Consider the following 17,462-nt stretch of genomic DNA (forward strand, 5'->3'; position numbering starts at 1 on the left):
GTGACTCCGGAACAGCTGCTGCCGGACGCTCTCCTGGAGCGGATCCGGCAACGCGCGGCCGGTTACGACCGGGACAACGCCTTCTTCCACGAGGATTTGGAGGAGTTGGCGGCTGCGGGATACCTGAAGCTCTTCGTGCCGGCGTCCGACGGCGGTCCGGGCCTTGGGCTCCGGGCGGCGGCGCAGTGCCAGCGCAGGCTGGCAACGGCTGCCCCCGCCACCGCACTGGCAGTCAATATGCACCTGGTCTGGACCGGCGTCGCACATGTCCTGGCCGCCCGGGGCGACGACTCCTTGTCCTTTGTCCTGGAAGAAGCCGCGCAGGGCGAAGTGTTTGCGTTCGGCAACTCCGAGGCGGGCAACGACTCCGTCCTCTTTGACTCACGGACCATCGCGGCGCCGGCCGCGGACGGCGGGTACACGTTTACCGGAACGAAAATCTTCACGAGCTTGTCGCCTGCCTGGACCCGCCTCGGGATCTTCGGCAAGGACCCTGCGGCCAGGGATGGAGCGGGAGAGCTTGTCCATGGATTCATCCGCCGCGGATCGCCGGGCTACCGGATCCTTGACGATTGGGACACGCTGGGCATGCGAGCCAGCCAGTCCGCCACCACGGTGCTGGAAGGCGCGGCAGTACCGGCGGACCGGATCTTTCGGAAGCTGCCGGTGGGGCCCAACGCCGACCCCCTCACCTTCGCCATCTTCGCCTGCTTCGAGACGCTCCTCGCCGCCGTCTATACGGGGCTGGGGGAGCGTGCCCTGACAGTGGGCGTGGAGACGGCAAAGCGGCGCACATCGTTCAAGAACGGCGGACGCAGCTACGCCCAGGACCCCGACATCCGCTGGAAAGTCGCCGAAGCGGCCATGGCCATGGATGCGCTCTACCCCCAGCTGGACGCCGTGGCGGCGGACGTCGACGCGCTGGCTGATCACGGGTCCCAGTGGTTCCCCAAGCTGGTGGGGCTGAAGGTGAATGCGACCGAAACCGCCAGGCGGGTAGTGGACCTGGCCATCCGGGTCAGCGGCGGATCCAGCTACTTCAGGGGCTCCGAACTGGAGCGGCTGTACAGGGACGTGCTGGCCGGCATGTTCCACCCTTCCGACGATGAGTCAGCCCACAACACTGTCGCCAACGCCTGGCTCGGTCCCCTGGAGGAGTAACCCCGGCGCGGGGCACCTGCTCCCGTTCGTTCCCCCAAGGGCCGCTGGTTCCCCAAAGCCCGCCCTATACGGTGCGTTGGACCTGCATGACCCGGCGGCGCAGCCAAAACCGCCGGCCGCCGCCCATGTAAAGCTTGCTGCGTTCCAATTCCCACTTGCCGTACTCGGAGTGTTCCACCAGGCGGCGCCGCGCCTCCGGCAGGGAATCCTCAGGGCTGAGCGTCAGTACGAGGTATTCGTACTGCCGTAAATAGTCCCGCTCCCGCTGGACTGAGCTGGTGAGAAATTGCTCCTTCATTTGCTCTCCATTTTCGTCCTTTTCCGGCTAACGTGAAGTCATGAGCATCGATCCGCGTGTCGCGCTTTCGTCCCTGACCACCGCTTTGGAAGAACACCTTATAGCAGCATCGAACCGGCGCGGGGACGGTGACCCCTCCGTGGAGGCAGCCTTTTTTGCAGTTGCAGATGCGTTCGAAGTTTATGAAGACGCCCTCTATGAGGCCTACAACGAAGTTACCCCGTTGCAGGTGTTCGACGATGAAGACGACGATGATGAAGCCGACGTGGACGACGACGAAGACCTGGAGATTGTCGAGGAATAGCGCAGCGGGGAAAGACTCTGGAGCCCGCGGGATGCCGGTGTTGGGTCGCTAGGCGGAAACGTCTTCCAGCGCCCTGGCAATTTGGGGCGGCAGCGGGGAGAGCTGGGCGTCGAGGATCTCTTTCAACTGCACGTTCGTGCGGGCCCCGACAACAACTGTGGCGACGCCGTGCTGGGACAGCAGCCAGGACAATGAGACATCCTGCGGTGAACGTCCCAACCCGTTGGCTGCCATGCACACGGCGTCCACGATGCGGGACGGCTTCTCTTCCAGGTAGGGCTCCACGTAATCGGCCTCGCCCGCGGAGGCGCCGCGCGAACCGGCCGGAAGGCTGCCCCGGTATTTGCCCGTGAGGACACCCCTGCCCAGAGGGCCCCAGGCCATCAGGCCCAGCCCGGCGTCTTCGAGGGCCGGCATGAGTTCCGATTCCGCCGACCTGTTAAGGAACGAATACTCGGCCTGGGCGGCCACGAGCGGAACGCTGCTGATCGCCGCAGCCTTAGCCGCCTGCCAGCCCTTGAAATTGGAGATTCCGGCGTACCGGGCCCGGCCCGACCGGACAGCGAACTCCAGTGCTGCCAGCGTCTCCTCGAGGGGAACGTTTCCATCCCACTCTTCGGCGAACCAGAGGTCCACGTAATCCGTGCCCAGCCTGGCCAGGCTGGCGTCCAGCCCGGTGAGCATCGCATTCCGTGAGGTATCCACGGCGCGCCGGCCATCCGGCGTCGTCATTCCCGCTTTGGTGGAGATGGAAATTTCCGTGCGGGATACCACGTCGCCCAGCAGCGCGCCCAGGATCGCTTCGGAGCCCCCGCCAGCGTAGGACGCGGACGTGTCCACATGCCGGCCGCCCGCACCAAGGAACGTCCGCAGCATCTCGGAGGCGTCCTGCTCGTCGGTCTCCCGGCCCCAGGAACGGGTGCCCAGGGAGAGGGCTGAAACTCGCAATCCACTGTTGCCGACGTAACGCTGCTGCATAGCAGCAAGCTTACGGGCAGAAGCGCCACCGCCATGCCGTAGGGTCTTAGCGTGAACTGGTTTGAAGCGGCCCTGCTGGGCCTAGTGCAGGGACTGACCGAATTTCTACCGATTTCATCGAGCGCACACCTGCGGATTGTGGGGGAATTCCTTCCCAACGCGCAGGATCCGGGTGCAGCTTTTACGGCCATCACCCAGCTGGGCACGGAAACAGCCGTGCTGATCTACTTCTGGCGTGACATTGTCCGCATCGTCAAAGCCTGGGCAGGCTCACTGGCCGGCAAAGTGCCGCGGCAGGATCCCGATGCCCGCATGGGCTGGCTGGTGATTCTGGGCAGCCTGCCGATCATCGTGCTGGGGCTGCTCTTCCAGGACCAGATCGAATCGGTCCTGCGCAGCATGTGGATCGTTGCCACCATGCTGATTGTCTTTGGCCTCATCCTCGCCGTAGCGGACGCCATCGGCGCCCAGAAGCGGGACCTGGCCCACCTGACCTACAAGCACGGCATCTTTTACGGCCTGGCCCAGGCCATGGCCCTGATCCCGGGTGTGTCACGCTCTGGCGGCACCATTACCGCCGGACTCCTGATGGGCTATACCCGTGAGGCCGCCGCCCGGTATTCCTTCCTGCTCGCCATCCCCGCCGTTTTCGGCAGCGGGCTCTACCAGCTCTACAAAGTGGTCACCAAGGAAGGCATTACGGGGCCGTTCGGTCTGCCGGAGACCGCCCTGGCCACCGTGATCGCACTGGTGGTGGGGTACGTGATCATCGGCTGGTTCCTGAAGTTCGTCTCCACCCGCAGCTACAGGCTGTTTGTCTGGTACCGGATCTTCCTTGGCCTCGCCCTCTACCTCCTCCTCGGTTTCAACGTCATCAGCGCCTAGGACTAGGCTTTACCTGTGAAATCCTGGACTTCCCGCCCCGTTCCCGCCCTGCCCGGAAACATGCCCGCCATCCGGCTGTTCGACACTGCGGCAGGCCTCGAAGTGGCCCTCGAACCGGAGGCCAGGCCCTCCATGTACGTCTGCGGCATCACCCCCTACGACGCAACCCACATGGGTCACGCCGCCAGCTACGTCGCCTTCGACCTGCTGAACCGTTCGTGGCGCGACGCCGGCAGCGAGGTGTCCTATGTCCAGAACGTCACCGACGTGGACGACCCCCTGCTCGAGCGCGCCACCGCCACCGGGGTTGACTGGCGCGATTTGGCCGCCCAACAGGTGGAGCTCTTCCAGACCGACATGGAAGCCCTCAACGTCCTGGCGCCGGACCACTACGTTGGCGCTGTTGAGTCCATCGGGCTGATCGTGCCCGAAGTGGAACGGCTGGTGAGCATGGGCCTGGCCTACACAGTGGGCGGCAGCAACGGCGAACCCGACGGAGACGTCTATTACGACGTCGAAGCAGCCGGCAAGCAGTCAACCGCACCTGACGCGTGGGCACTTGGCGCCATTTCCCACCTGGGCGAAAGCGCCATGCTGGAGCTTTTCGCCGAACGTGGCGGCGACCCGGGGCGCGCCGGAAAGCGGCAGGCCCTGGATCCGTTGCTGTGGCGGGTGGCGCGGGACGGCGAACCAAGCTGGCCCGGTGGAAGCCTGGGCCCAGGGCGGCCCGGCTGGCACATCGAATGCACCGTCATCGCGCAGAAGTACCTCCCGTCACCATTCACCGTGCAGGGCGGCGGCTCCGACCTGATCTTCCCGCACCACGAAATGGGCGCCGGCCACGCCTACTCACTGGCTGGAGTCCCCCTGGCGAAGCACTACGCACACGCCGGCATGGTGGGGTTGGACGGCGAGAAGATGAGCAAGTCCAAAGGCAACCTGGTGCTGGTTTCGAAGCTCCGTGCCGCCGGCGAGGACCCGGCTGCCATCCGGCTGGCGATCCTGTCCCACCATTACCGTTCCGACTGGTCGTGGACGGATGAAGGGTTCTCCGCGGCCAAGGCAGACCTCGCGGCATGGCGGACCGCCCTGCAGCATGCCCCCGCAGGTTCGGGGACGGCGCTCCTGGCCGAGATGCGCGAAGCGCTGGCAGCGGACCTCAACGCGCCCGCAGCGGTTGCCGCCGTATCCCGGTGGGCACGCAAAGCCAATGATGCCGGCGCTGCTGCCAGCGCCGCCGACGCCGCCCTGGTCAAGGACGCGGTGGACGCCCTCCTGGGCATCCAGCTGTAACGAACTCCGCTTCGGGCGGCACAAAAAGGGCCTGGCCCGGATTCCTCCGGGCCAGGCCCTTTCCGCGTCCGGCGGGTTTCAGCCCCTGTCCTGGCCCCGCCGCTTCAAATACCGCTCGAATTCCCGGGCAATGGACTCGCCGCTCGCTTCGGGCAGATCGGCGGTGTCCTTGGCTTCCTCCAACTGGCGCACGTAGGCGGCGATCTCCGGGTCCTCCGTGGCCAACTCATCCACCCCGCGCTCCCACGCCTCGGCCTCCTCGGCCAGCTCATGGGTATCCAGGGGCACCTGGAGGAGTTCCTCGATCCGGTGCAGGAGGGCGAGCTGGGCCTTGGGCGAGGGTGCCTGGGCCACGTAGTGCGGTACGGCAGCCCACAAGGACACGGTGGGAATGCCTGCCAGCAGGGACACCTCGGACAGCACGCCGACAATGCCCACTGGCCCTTCGTATTGGGACGCTTCCAAGTCCATCCGCTCCCGGAGCGGGGCGTCGTCGGAGGACGTGCTCACCGGAATCGGGCGGCTGTGCGGGACATCCGCCAGGAGCGCTCCGACGAGGACCACGTAATCCACGTGCAGCGCTTCCGCATGAACCAGCAGCTCAGCGGTGTAGGCGCGCCATTTATAGGATGGCTCGGTGCCCTGCACAAAGATGACATCCACATTGGAATTTGGCGCGCTGGCTTTGTAGATCCGGGTGGAAGGCCACTTGATCTTCCGTTCGCCTGCCGCGTTCCTGCGGACGGTGGGGCGCGTGAACTGAAAGTCGTAGTACTCGTCAGCATCGATGGAGGCGACTTTCTTGCCGCCCCACAATTTGTTCAGGTAGCGCAACGAATCGCTGGCCGCTTCTCCGGCGTCGTTCCACCCTTCAAAGGCGGCAAGCATCACCGTTACGCGCTGTCCGTCTGCCACCGGCTGGAGGAACCGTTCCCGCTCGGGTCCGGCACCCTCTTCCGCCGTGGCTCCCTCGAAGCTATTCATTTCTTCACCCTACGTCCAAGGTGCTTGGTCGTGCATGGATTGAAGCGCCGCAAATCCCCGTAAACCCGTCCTTGTGGCACCCCTGCCGCGTCATATTCGCCAAGGGCGTAGCCCACAGCCTCCGCCCAGCCACGCCCCGTAGACTGGCTATATGTCAATACCTGCCGCCAGTTCACCGCTCAAGGCCGTCCTCTGGGATATGGACGGGACCATCGTGGATACCGAGCCGTACTGGATCGCCGCCGAGCGGGCACTGGTTGAAGCGCACGGAGGAACCTGGAGCCACCAGCAGGCCATGCAGCTGGTTGGACAGTCACTGACTTTTTCTGCCGGACTGTTGCAGCAGGCGGGTGTGGAGCTGGAAATCCGGGACATCATCGACGCCCTGACGGCCCAGGTCATCAGCAGCGTCCAGCAGCAGGTGCCGTGGCGGCCCGGTGCCCGTGAGCTGTTGGAAGAACTCCACCAAGCCGGGGTCCGGTGCGCCTTGGTCACCATGTCCGAAGGTCCACTGGCCCGGGAGGTGGTGGCCAACCTTCCCAGGCCCTACTTCGACGTGCTGGTCACCGGTGACACCGTTACCCAGGGCAAGCCGCATCCGGAGGCCTACCTGACGGCAGTGGAGTTGTTGCAGGAAGCCGACCCCGAGCTCGGCATCCACCATTGCGTCGCGCTGGAAGATTCCGTGCCGGGCGTGGCTGCAGCGGTTGCCTCCGGGGTCGCAACGGTGGCAGTGCCGCACATCGTTCCCCTGCCCGACCATGAGAGCTACGAGCTCTGGGACTCCCTGGCCGGCCGGTCACTGGGAGAGCTCGAAGCCCTGCTGGTGGGTGCGGGTCCCCAAGGCCTCGCGGCACCCGCTTCGGGTGATCCCCATGGCTGAGCACAGCACGAAGCCTGGCACCGGCCAGGAGGCCCCCGGGCGCCGCGAAGGGATCCCGCTGGGACGGATCGCCGGCGTCCCCGTGGTCCTGGCCTACTCATGGTTCGTCATTGCGGCCTTCACGGTGATCGTGTACGGACCGGTACTGGCACGGAACAACCCCGTGCTGGGCGCCAGTGCCTACGTCGTCGCTTTCGCCTACGCCGTCCTGCTGTTGATCTCTGTGCTCGTGCATGAACTGGCCCACGCCCTCACCGCGAAAATCTACGGCTGGCCCACCCAGAAAATCGTCCTGAACCTCTGGGGCGGCCACACCCAGTTCGAGAGCTTCACAGCTTCCCCGGGGCGCTCGGTAGTGGTGGCCCTTGCCGGACCGGCGGCCAACTTCGTCCTGGCCGGCGGCGCGTGGCTGGTGCTGGGCACCAACAGCCTGGGGAGCGTCGCCGAAATCCTGACGAACATCTTCATGTGGGCCAACTTCCTCATCGGCGTCTTCAACATCCTTCCTGGCCTTCCGCTGGACGGGGGCCGGATGGTCGAGTCCATCGTCTGGAAAGCCACCGGCAGCCAGGCCAAGGGCACCGTTGCCGCCGGCTGGGGCGGGCGGATCATCGTCCTCGCCATCGCCTACTGGTTCCTGGTACGCCCCTTCCTTGCCGGTGACAGCCCGGACTTCAGTTTCCTGATGATCACCATCCTTGTTGGCGGCTTCCTGTGGATGGGCGCGTCGGCGTCCATCCAACAAGGGACACTGCGCGGCAGGCTCCCACTGGTCAGTGCCGCGGCATTGTCCATGCCCGCTGCCGGCCTGCCTGCGACCGCAACCGCCGGAGACGCCCTGCGCCTCTCGGAGGGAGGGGCAAGGGCAGTGGTGGTCTGCGGACCGGACGGACGGCCGCAAGCCGTGGTGGACCCGGAGGCACTCCAGTCAGTCCCCGCTGCCGCGGCGGATTCGACGCCGGTTGATGCCGTTTCCTTCCCGCTCGCGGGCGGCGCGTACGTTCCCGAGTGGTCCAAGGGACAGGAGCTGGTCCAGTTCCTGTCCCAGGTTGCGGGCCGCCACTATGCGGTGGTGGACCACAATGGACAGGTCACCGGACTGTTGACGCAGGAAGCCGTCCTCGCAACCATCACCGGCAAGAGTCCGCGGAACAATAGCTCCCCTCAGGGCCGGAACCGGTAGAGTTACCTGCCGGTCATGCATTGCCGCCGCCAACGCCAACTGGCGCCCCGAGGGACCAGGGGAGCGCGGCACCACCAGGTTTACAGGAGCGAGGAAAAATCATGAGCAGCGAAACTGCCGTCAACGACGCCAAGGGTGCAGCACCATCCAGTGTTGCCGCCAGCGGCTCGCAGCCGGTGGGAGCCGCCCGTCGCCGCGGCCCTTTCCGCGAGGGCGAACGCGTCCAGCTGACCGACGAACGCGGCCGGATGAACACCATCACCCTGGAGCGTGGCGGCGCTTTCCACACCCACCGCGGCTTCCTTAATCACGACGAGATCATCGGCAAGGTGGATGGCTCCGTCGTGGTAAACAATGTGGGCCAGCAGTACCAGACACTGCGCCCGCTGCTTTCCGACTTCGTCCTCTCCATGCCGCGCGGCGCCGCCGTCGTCTACCCCAAGGACGCGGGCCAAATCGTCACCATGGCGGACATCTTCCCCGGCGCCCGCGTGGTGGAAGCCGGCGTCGGCTCGGGTGCCCTGTCCATCTCGCTCCTGCGTGCGGTCGGCGACAACGGCTACCTCCACTCCTTCGAACGCCGCGAGGAATTCGCCGACATCGCCCGCGGCAACGTGGAAACCATCTTCGGCGGCCCGCACCCTGCGTGGCAGATTTCGCTCGGCGACTTCCAGGAGGAAGTGGTCAAGGCCGAGGCCCCCGGCTCCGTCGACAGGGTGGTCCTGGACATGCTGGCACCGTGGGAATGCCTCGACGCCGTGGCCACGGTCCTCGCCCCCGGCGGCGTGTGGATCAACTACGTCGCCACCGTCACGCAGCTCTCCCGGACGGCTGAGGCCATCCGCGCCGACGGGCGCTTCACGGAACCCGATGCCTGGGAGTCAATGGTCCGCGGCTGGCACCTCGAAGGTTTGGCGGTACGCCCCGACCACCGCATGGTGGCCCACACCGGGTTCCTCCTGGTCACCCGCCGGCTCGCCGACGGGGTCACCGGAATCTCCGTGAAGCGCCGTCCTTCGAAGACCGAATTCAACGAAGAAGACGTCAATGCCTGGACCCCCGGTGCCGTAGGGGAGCGGGCGGTGTCGGACAAGAAACTCCGCCGGGCCGCCCGCGACGCCATTGCCGGCACGAACGTCGTGGACACCCCCGAGGTTACGAACTAGTCCATATTTCGGGAGTCTCCATCCCTACCCGCCTTCTTGGGACTAATGTCTTAAGAGAAGCGCAGGAAGGGGCTGATACATCATGGAGACTCCAAACCAGGACTCCGGACGTACACCGGCAGAGCAGTCTGCCGCCAACGACCTCTCGGTTGCTGACCGCCAGGTCAACATACTTCGGGACAAGCTCAGGCACATCGACCGCCAGCTCGCAGCGGCAACCCAGAACAACACCAAGCTGGTCACCATGCTTGAGACCGCGAAAGCGGAAATCCTGCGGCTTAAGAACGCCCTGGACCAGGAAGGACAGCCGCCGTACAGCTTCGGCACCATCCTGCAGATCAATCCCAAACGGCAACCCGCCCCGGGCAGCAGCGGACAGGCCGCCACCGAGGAGTCAGTGGACATTTTTAATGCCGGCCGGAAGATGCGGGTGGGCATCAGCCCCCTGGTCAACATCAACCAGCTGGCGGTCGGGCAGGAAGTACTGCTTAACGAGGCGCTCCTGATCGTCGCCGGGCTCGGCTATGAGCGGGCCGGCGAGCTCGCCACGTTGAAGGAGATGCTGGGACGCGACCGCGCCCTGGTGGTGGGCCGTGCGGACGAAGAACGCGTCGTCCGCCTGTCCGGCGCCCTCCTGGCCGAAAAGCTCAGGGTCGGCGATGCCCTTTCCATCGATTCACGCACCGGATATGCGCTGGAGAAGGTTCCGCGTTCCGAGGTGGAGAACCTGGTCCTTGAGGAAGTCCCGGACATCACCTACGAGGACATTGGCGGCCTCGGGCCCCAGATCGAACAGATCCGCGACGCAGTCGAGCTGCCGTTCCTGCATCCGGACCTCTACCGGGAGCACGGGCTGAAGGCCCCCAAGGGCATCCTCCTCTACGGTCCCCCCGGCTGCGGCAAAACGCTGATCGCCAAGGCGGTGGCCAATTCCCTCGCCGCCCGGGCGGCAGAGCGGTCCGGGAACGTGGATCTCAAGAGCTACTTCCTCAACATCAAGGGGCCCGAACTCCTTGACAAATATGTGGGCGAAACGGAACGGCACATCCGGCTGATCTTTTCCCGCGCCCGTGAAAAGGCTTCCGACGGCAGCCCCGTAGTGGTCTTCTTCGACGAGATGGACTCGCTGTTCCGAACCCGCGGCACCGGGATTTCGTCCGACGTCGAGACCACCATCGTGCCCCAGCTCCTCAGCGAGATCGACGGCGTGGAACGCCTCGACAACGTGATCGTGATCGGTGCGTCCAACCGTGAAGACATGATCGACCCCGCGATCCTCCGGCCGGGCCGGCTGGACGTGAAGGTCAAGATCCAGCGCCCGGACGCGGAAGCCGCCGCAGACATCTTCAACAAATACATCACACCCGACCTGCCGTTCCACGAATCGGACCTGGCCGAACACAACGGTGACGTCCAGGCGACGGTAGACGCCATGGTCCAGCGCACCGTCGAAGCCATGTACTCCACGGACAAGTCCAACGAGTTCCTGGAGGTCACCTACGCCAACGGTGATACCGAAATGCTCTACTTCAAGGACTTCAACTCGGGCGCCGTGGTCCAAAACGTGGTGGACCGGGCCAAGAAGTACGCCATCAAGGATTTGCTGACCTTGCACCAGAAGGGACTGCGGATCGAACACCTCCTGCGCGCCGTGGTGGATGAATTCCGCGAACACGAGGACATGCCCAACACCACCAACCCTGACGACTGGGCGCGCATCTCCGGGAAGAAGGGCGAACGGATCACCTACATCCGAACCATCGTCCAAGGCAAAGCCGGGCAGGAGCCCGGGAAGTCGATCGAAACCATGCCCACCACGGGACAGTATCTGTGACGGGTGCATCAGGACCCGCCGTCGGGGACGCCCTCCCTGCCGGCGGGGCCATGCGGGTGATGGGAGCGGAAACCGAATACGGCATCCATGCTCCCTCCGCACCCTCGGCCAACGCCACCATGATGAGTGCCCGCGTTGTCCAGGCCTATGCCCAGGTCACCCGGCAGCGGGCCGCCGGGGGAGCGGAAACCCGGTGGGACTACACGGATGAAGAACCCCTGCACGATGCCAGGGGCTGGACGGTAGACCGCGGATCAGCGCATCCCAGCCAGCTGACCGACCAGCCACCGGTGCTTGACGCTGAGTCCGTAGCGTTGGCCTACGGCCGTGAGGAACTTGAGCTCGACGGCCAGGACGAGTCCGGGTCCCTGCTAATGAACATGGTCCTTGGCAACGGGGCACGGCTGTACGTTGACCATGCCCACCCGGAGTACTCAAGCCCCGAGGTCACCAACCCGCGCGATGCCGTGGCCTGGGACGCAGCGGGCGACCTGGTCGCCCTGGCCGCTGTCCGGCGCCTGGCAGCCGACCCTGCCCTTCCTCCGGTCAATCTCTACAAGAACAACACCGACAACAAGTCCGTTTCCTATGGGTCGCATGAAAACTACCTCATGCCCCGATCCGTACCATTTGGCGACATTGTCCGTGGACTGACACCCTTCTTCGTCAGCCGTCAGGTGGTGTGCGGAGCCGGACGCTTGGGACTCGGCCAGGACAGTTCCGTCCCCGGTTTCCAGGTCAGCCAGCGGGCCGACTTTTTTGAGGCGGAAGTCGGGCTGGAAACCACCATCCGCAGGCCCATCATCAACACCCGGGACGAGCCGCACGCCACCGCGGACAAGTATCGGCGCCTGCACGTGATCATTGGGGATGCCAACCTCAGCCAGGTGTCCAACTACCTCAAATTCGGTACCACCGCCCTGGTCCTCAGCCTGATCGAAGCCGGGCTGGCACCAAAAATCGAGGTCTACGAGCCTGTTACCGCACTGAAGACGGTCAGCCACGACACGTCGCTGACCGCCAAGCTGCGCCTCCTGGACGGCCGTCGGGTGACGGCGCTGGACCTTCAGTGGATGTACCACGAGGCCGCCGCAAAACTTGCGCAGGACACCGGCGTCGGTGACGCCGTGGATGGCGACGGCCACACCCGCGACGTCCTGGAACGGTGGGCTACCGTCCTGACGCAGCTGGACAACGACCGCACCGCGGCTGCGGGGTCGGTGGAGTGGCTGGCGAAACTCTCCCTGCTGGACGGCTACCGGCAACGCGACGGACTGGAATGGAGTGATGCCCGGCTCGGCTTGGTGGATCTGCAGTGGTCCGACATCAGGCCTGAAAAAGGCCTGTACTACCGCATGCTCGCCAGGGGCCGGATGCTGCGTGTGGTGGACGACGCCGCCATCGCCGCCGCAGTGGCGGAGCCTCCGGAGGACACGCGGGCGTTCTTCCGCGGCAAGTGCATCAGCAGCTTCGGCAAGGACGTCGTGGGCGCCAGCTGGGATTCGGTGATCTTCGACGTACCGGGTTACGGACGGCTCCAACGCGTGCCCACCCGGGAGCCCTTGAGGGGAACCAAAGAGCTGACCGGAGCGTTGTTTGAGCGCTACCGGGAAGCCGGACCGTTCCTGGGAGAACTGCTGGGACACAACAGCACTCCGCCTGCGGCGTAAACCGCGCCGGAATGCCCGTCCCGTGGCAGGATGGGGATATCGGAGGATCCGCCGGATCCGCCGGAAGAACGAGGAGGGAAACCGATGGCAGGCCAGGAGCAACAGCAGCCGCAGTCACGTGACAGCCAGGTCGAAGACGACATTCCCGAGGCACCCCCGGCACCGCCCGAGGCGCAGGCATCGGCGTCGACCGAAGGCGTGGACGACCTCCTGGATGAAATCGACGGCGTGCTGGAATCGAACGCCGAAGAATTCGTCCGGGCCTTCGTCCAAAAGGGCGGCCAGTAACCCGGACCCGATGGGTGGCGGAAGCCGCGGCCGGCCGGAATCTGTACCGACGTTGAGGTACCACGTTCAAGGAGTGATGAGTGCAGGAATCAACCGCCAACCAGGTAGCCGCCAACGCCACCTCGTCCTTTACCGAGCATCTGCAGCGGGACCGGCCGGAGCTATTGCCCTTTAGCCGGTCCTTCTCCGGCAGCGCGTCAGCGGCTGCCCCCGTGCAGGTTCCCCACGCCACCACGATCGTAGCGATGAGCTACACCGACGGTGTCCTGATGGCGGGCGACCGGCGGGCCACCATGGGAAACGTCATTGCCAGCCGGCACATTGAGAAGGTTTTCCCCGCCGACCGCTTCTCGGTCCTTGGCATCGCCGGAACCGCAGGCATTGCTATCGACCTGACCCGGCTCTTCCAGGTTGAACTTGAGCACTACGAAAAGATCGAGGGCACCCAGCTCAGCCTTGAGGGAAAGGCAAACCGGCTGGGCGCCATGATCAGGGGCAATCTGCCCATGGCATTGCAGGGCCTGGCAGTGGTACCGCTCTTCGCCGGCTTCGACACTGGCGCCAACGTGGGCAGGTTGTTCTCCTATGACGTCACCGGAGGCAGGTACGAGGAACACGAACACCACACGGTGGGCTCGGGTTCAGTCTTCGCCCGCGGGGCCTTGAAGAAGCTTTGGCGGCCCAACCTCACCGCCGCCGAGGCGCTGTCCGTGGCCGTGGAATCACTCTACGACGCGGCGGATGATGACTCCGCCACAGGCGGTCCGGATACCGTCCGGCAGTTGTGGCCGGTGGTCTATACCGTGGACAGGACGGGCGCCCGGCGGGTTCCGGACGCCGAACTATCGGCCGCGTCGCGGAACATCATCGAATCCCGCACCATCGCCGGACGGGAGGCCTGAGATGACGCAGCAGTTCTATGTCTCGCCTGAACAGCTGATGAAGGACCGCGCGGACTTCGCGCGGAAGGGCATCGCCCGCGGCCGCTCGGTGGTAGTGATCAGCTGCGCGGACGGCATCGCGCTGGTCGCCGAGAACCCTTCCCCGTCACTGCACAAGATCGGCGAGATTTACGACAAGATCGCTTTCGCAGCCGTAGGGAAATACAACGAATTTGAAAGCCTCCGCCAGGCAGGTGTCCGCTACGCCGACGTTCGCGGCTACTCCTATGACCGCGAGGACGTCACCGCCCGCGGGCTGGCCAGCGTGTACGCGCAAAGCCTCGGAGCAGTCTTCACCGCCGAGCAAAAGCCCTTCGAGGTGGAGCTTGCCGTCGCCGAGGTGGGCCCCACCCAGGCCGACGACCACCTGTACCGCCTGACCTTCGACGGCTCGATCGCAGACGAACACAGCTTCGTCGTCATGGGTGGGCAGGCCGAGAAAGTCTCCTCCGCCATCGACGCCGGCTGGCAGGCCTCCCTGGGGTTCGCCGACGCCGTCCGCCTGGCCCTGAAAGGGCTGACCCCCGCCGCGGACACGGACCAACCGCCCACCCCGCTGCCCGCAAGCGCCCTCGAAGTGGCGGTCCTGGACAGGCGTTCCGAAAGCTCCCGCGGGACACGGCGCGCCTTCCGCAGGCTGAACGACGCGGACATTACGGCATTGCTGGCCTAGGAGGACCACATGGACAAGAGAATCTTCGGTATCGAAACCGAATTCGGGATCTCGTATTCAAGCCCCGATTCGAGGCCTCTTGCTCCCGAAGAGGTGGCGCGGTACCTCTTCAGGAAGGTGGTCAGCTGGGGACGCTCATCCAATGTTTTCCTCACCAACGGTTCCCGGCTCTACCTCGATGTTGGATCCCACCCCGAGTACGCCACCGCCGAGTGCGATGACCTTGCCCAGCTGATCGCCCACGACCGCGCGGGCGAGCTGATCCTCGACGACCTCGTGGACGAAGCCCAAGCCAGGCTCGCGGCGGAGGGCTTCAATGGCACCGTTTATTTGTTCAAGAACAACACGGACTCCGCCGGGAACTCCTACGGCAGCCACGAGAATTACCTCATCCCGAGGCGCGGGGAATTCTCCCGCCTCGCGGAGATCCTGATCCCTTTCCTGGTGACCCGCCAGCTCATCGCAGGGGCCGGAAAAATCCTCAAGACGCCGCACGGAGCCACCTACGCGTTCTCCCAGCGTGCCGACCACATTTGGGAGGGCGTATCCTCCGCAACCACCCGGTCACGCCCCATCATCAACACCCGGGACGAGCCACACGCGGATGCCGAGTTCTACCGTCGGCTCCACGTCATTGTCGGGGACTCGAACATGTCAGAGGCCACAGCGCTCATGAAGGTGGGCACCGTGGACCTGGTCCTGCGGATGATCGAAGCAGGCGTGATCATGCGCGACATGCGGATGGAAAACCCCATCCGGAGCATCCGCGAAATTTCCCATGACCTCAGCGGCAGGGCACTCGTGCGGCTCGCCAACGGCCGCCAGCTTACCGCCCTGGAGATCCAGCAGGAGTACCTCACCAAGGTCACCGCTTTCGTCCAGGAACATGGCGCGCACAACCCGCACGTTCCAGTAATCCTGGACTTGTGGGAACGGACCCTCCACGCGATCGAGACCGGTGATACCAGGAGCATCGACACCGAAATCGACTGGGCCATCAAGAAGAAGCTGATGGACAACTACCGCGAACGCCATGGCCTGGGCCTGGAGGCGCCACGCATCGCCCAGCTGGACCTGACGTACCACGACATCTCCCGCAGCCGGGGCATCTACTATTTGCTGCAGTCCCGCGGTGCCGTGCGCCGGATCGTTGACGATACCGTCATCAAGGGAGCCGTGGACGCGCCGCCGCAAACCACGCGCGCCAAGCTGCGGGGCGACTTTGTCCGCCGCGCGCAGGAGTTGGGCCGCGACTACACGGTGGACTGGGTGCACCTGAAGCTCAACGACCGTGCCCACCAGACCATTCTCTGCAAGGATCCGTTCCGCAGCGTGGATGAGCGCGTGGATGCCCTGCTCGACTCTATGGGCTGACGTCCAGCTTCAGGGTCTATTCTGGATAAGGTCCTTTTAACGGGACCTGCCACGGCATTGTCCGCTGCCATGCGGAATGCCGTATCCATCTTGCCCCGACGAAAGTTTCCTACGTGCGCCGACTACTAGCAATCCTCCTTCCCGGCCTGCTGCTGCTGACCGCCTGTGGAGGCACAGCTTCACAGCCTGAGCCCACCAGCCAGTCCGCCGGGGAGACTGCAAAGTTCGACTCCCTCAAACTCACGGACAACGGGGACAAGAAGGCCCCGGGCGTGGACTTCGACAAGCCCCTGTCCGTCACTGAACCGACCATCAAGGTCGTTTCCCAAGGCAGCGGCGACGCCGTCAAGGCAAACCAGGTAGCCAAGATTTCGATCCTGGCCCTGAACGGCACCGACGGATCCCAGCTGGAGGACACGTTCCCCAGCGAGCCCGAGAGCCTCGAGCTGACCGACGACCTCAAGACCAGCAGCCCGGTCATCTACAACGCCTTCGTTGGCGCGAAGGTCGGATCCAGCCTGGCCTTGGCCGTCCCCGGCCAGCAAAGTGCCCCGTCAGCCAGCCCCAGCCCGTCCGACGGCGCCAGCCCCAGCCCGAGCGCTGCAGCTGATCCCACCCAGTTGCTGATCATCAAAGTCATTTCCGCTGCCGACTCCACGCCCGTCCTGGACAAGCCCCAAGGCGAGACCGTGACGCCGCCTCCCGGCCTGCCCACCGTGACGGAAAAAGACGGCAAGCCGGAAATCAACGTTGCGGGTGCCCCCGCGCCCACATCCCTCGTATCGCAGGACCTGATCAAGGGCACGGGCGCCACCGTCAAGGAATCCGACACCCTGACCGTGAACTACGTTGGCGTCAACCTCGCCGACGGCACAAAGTTTGATTCCAGCTTCGACCGCGGCCAACCGGCAACCTTCCCGTTGACCGGTGTCATCAAGGGCTGGACCCAGGGCCTGGCCGGCAAGACGGTCGGCTCCCGTGTCCTGCTCGTCATCCCCAAGGACCTGGCTTATGGCGACGCCGGCCAGGGCCAGGCAAAGGGTGACCTTGTCTTCGTAGTGGACATCCTCGGGGTCAAGTAGCAACACTTACAAGGAGGCCGCATCCTTTCGCGGCACCCACCAGTACACTCACGCAGAGGAGCAAGCATGTCGTTTGGACAGCGGGAATTCGACCGCCAGAAGCCCGAGATCGATTTTCCGGAAGGCGACGTCCCCACGGAACTGGTCATCACCGACATCATTGAGGGCGACGGCCGGGAAGCCCAGGCGGGCGACACCGTCTCCACCCACTATGTTGGCGTGGCCTGGTCCACGGGCGAAGAGTTCGACGCCTCATGGGGCCGCGGCGCACCGCTGGACTTCCGTGTCGGCGTCGGCCAGGTCATCCAGGGCTGGGACCAGGGCCTGCTGGGCATGAAGGTCGGCGGCCGCCGCCGCCTCGAGATCCCCTCAGAACTGGCATACGGCTCCCGAGGAGCCGGTGGAGCGATCAAGCCCAACGAGGCGCTGATCTTCGTTGTGGACCTCGTCGGGGTCCGCTGACTT

Annotated in this window: 18 protein-coding genes; 15 read left to right on the forward strand and 3 right to left on the reverse strand. The window is 65.1% G+C overall.

Annotation, left to right across the window (positions count from 1 at the left end; translation table 11 throughout):
* Positions 1-1,161 carry an acyl-CoA dehydrogenase family protein gene (locus DFO47_RS10070; protein WP_133831553.1) on the forward strand — a complete coding sequence of 387 codons (1,161 nt, stop codon included), beginning with the start codon at positions 1-3 and terminating at the stop codon, positions 1,159-1,161.
* 64 nt (positions 1,162-1,225) lie between these two features.
* On the opposite strand, the gene DFO47_RS10075 is transcribed toward DFO47_RS10070, so the two are convergent.
* Positions 1,226-1,459: a DUF5703 family protein gene (locus DFO47_RS10075; protein WP_018761332.1), complete on the reverse strand. Its 234-nt coding sequence runs from the start codon at positions 1,457-1,459 to the stop codon at positions 1,226-1,228.
* Between the two features lie 40 nt (positions 1,460-1,499).
* Between DFO47_RS10075 and DFO47_RS10080 the strand changes: the two genes are divergently transcribed.
* Positions 1,500-1,763 carry a hypothetical protein gene (locus DFO47_RS10080; protein ID WP_018761333.1) on the forward strand — a complete coding sequence of 88 codons (264 nt, stop codon included), beginning with the start codon at positions 1,500-1,502 and terminating at the stop codon, positions 1,761-1,763.
* A 48-nt stretch (positions 1,764-1,811) separates the two neighbouring features.
* On the opposite strand, the gene DFO47_RS10085 is transcribed toward DFO47_RS10080, so the two are convergent.
* Complete coding sequence (locus tag DFO47_RS10085) at positions 1,812-2,741, reverse strand: aldo/keto reductase (RefSeq protein WP_133831554.1); 930 nt, start codon at positions 2,739-2,741, stop codon at positions 1,812-1,814.
* Between the two features lie 51 nt (positions 2,742-2,792).
* Between DFO47_RS10085 and DFO47_RS10090 the strand changes: the two genes are divergently transcribed.
* Both DFO47_RS10090 and mshC read left to right on the forward strand, forming a co-directional pair.
* A complete protein-coding gene (locus tag DFO47_RS10090) occupies positions 2,793-3,626 on the forward strand; it encodes an undecaprenyl-diphosphate phosphatase (protein WP_018761335.1) in 834 nt (277 codons plus the stop codon).
* Between the two features lie 15 nt (positions 3,627-3,641).
* Positions 3,642-4,919 carry a cysteine--1-D-myo-inosityl 2-amino-2-deoxy-alpha-D-glucopyranoside ligase gene (gene mshC, locus DFO47_RS10095; protein WP_133831555.1) on the forward strand — a complete coding sequence of 426 codons (1,278 nt, stop codon included), beginning with the start codon at positions 3,642-3,644 and terminating at the stop codon, positions 4,917-4,919.
* Between the two features lie 78 nt (positions 4,920-4,997).
* On the opposite strand, the gene DFO47_RS10100 is transcribed toward mshC, so the two are convergent.
* Positions 4,998-5,903, reverse strand: a complete 906-nt coding sequence (locus tag DFO47_RS10100; protein WP_018761337.1) for a PAC2 family protein — start codon at positions 5,901-5,903, stop codon at positions 4,998-5,000.
* Positions 5,904-6,054: 151 nt separating this feature from the next.
* Between DFO47_RS10100 and DFO47_RS10105 the strand changes: the two genes are divergently transcribed.
* The 11 genes from DFO47_RS10105 to DFO47_RS10155 all read left to right on the forward strand — a co-directional run bounded on the left by DFO47_RS10105 (position 6,055) and on the right by DFO47_RS10155 (position 17,459).
* Complete coding sequence (locus DFO47_RS10105; RefSeq protein WP_133831556.1) at positions 6,055-6,786, forward strand: HAD family phosphatase; 732 nt, start codon at positions 6,055-6,057, stop codon at positions 6,784-6,786.
* Positions 6,779-7,969, forward strand: coding sequence for a site-2 protease family protein (locus DFO47_RS10110; RefSeq protein ID WP_133831557.1), 1,191 nt, complete (start codon positions 6,779-6,781; stop codon positions 7,967-7,969). Before DFO47_RS10105 ends, DFO47_RS10110 begins: the two co-directional genes overlap by 8 nt.
* A gap of 101 nt (positions 7,970-8,070) precedes the next feature.
* A complete protein-coding gene (locus DFO47_RS10115; protein WP_018761340.1) occupies positions 8,071-9,135 on the forward strand; it encodes a tRNA (adenine-N1)-methyltransferase in 1,065 nt (354 codons plus the stop codon).
* A gap of 82 nt (positions 9,136-9,217) precedes the next feature.
* Positions 9,218-10,969, forward strand: coding sequence for a proteasome ATPase (arc, locus tag DFO47_RS10120; RefSeq protein ID WP_133831558.1), 1,752 nt, complete (start codon positions 9,218-9,220; stop codon positions 10,967-10,969).
* Between the two features lie 50 nt (positions 10,970-11,019).
* Positions 11,020-12,639, forward strand: coding sequence for a depupylase/deamidase Dop (gene dop / locus DFO47_RS10125; RefSeq protein ID WP_208294395.1), 1,620 nt, complete (start codon positions 11,020-11,022; stop codon positions 12,637-12,639).
* Between the two features lie 84 nt (positions 12,640-12,723).
* Positions 12,724-12,927: a ubiquitin-like protein Pup gene (locus tag DFO47_RS10130; protein ID WP_018761343.1), complete on the forward strand. Its 204-nt coding sequence runs from the start codon at positions 12,724-12,726 to the stop codon at positions 12,925-12,927.
* Positions 12,928-13,007: 80 nt separating this feature from the next.
* Positions 13,008-13,829: a proteasome subunit beta gene (gene prcB, locus DFO47_RS10135; RefSeq protein ID WP_018761344.1), complete on the forward strand. Its 822-nt coding sequence runs from the start codon at positions 13,008-13,010 to the stop codon at positions 13,827-13,829.
* Position 13,830: 1 nt separating this feature from the next.
* The gene (gene prcA, locus DFO47_RS10140; protein ID WP_018761345.1) at positions 13,831-14,541 is read left to right on the forward strand and encodes a proteasome subunit alpha; all 711 of its coding nucleotides are present in this window, start codon (positions 13,831-13,833) and stop codon (positions 14,539-14,541) included.
* Between the two features lie 9 nt (positions 14,542-14,550).
* Positions 14,551-15,915 (forward strand): Pup--protein ligase, encoded by a 1,365-nt coding sequence (gene pafA, locus DFO47_RS10145; RefSeq protein WP_018761346.1) that lies wholly within the window; start codon positions 14,551-14,553, stop codon positions 15,913-15,915.
* A 113-nt stretch (positions 15,916-16,028) separates the two neighbouring features.
* Positions 16,029-16,997 carry an FKBP-type peptidyl-prolyl cis-trans isomerase gene (locus DFO47_RS10150; RefSeq protein ID WP_018761347.1) on the forward strand — a complete coding sequence of 323 codons (969 nt, stop codon included), beginning with the start codon at positions 16,029-16,031 and terminating at the stop codon, positions 16,995-16,997.
* A gap of 66 nt (positions 16,998-17,063) precedes the next feature.
* Positions 17,064-17,459 (forward strand): FKBP-type peptidyl-prolyl cis-trans isomerase, encoded by a 396-nt coding sequence (locus tag DFO47_RS10155; RefSeq protein ID WP_018761348.1) that lies wholly within the window; start codon positions 17,064-17,066, stop codon positions 17,457-17,459.
* Positions 17,460-17,462: the final 3 nt, after the last annotated feature.

The sequence above is a fragment of the Arthrobacter sp. AG258 genome (assembly GCF_004364695.1).
Lineage (GTDB): Bacteria > Actinomycetota > Actinomycetes > Actinomycetales > Micrococcaceae > Arthrobacter.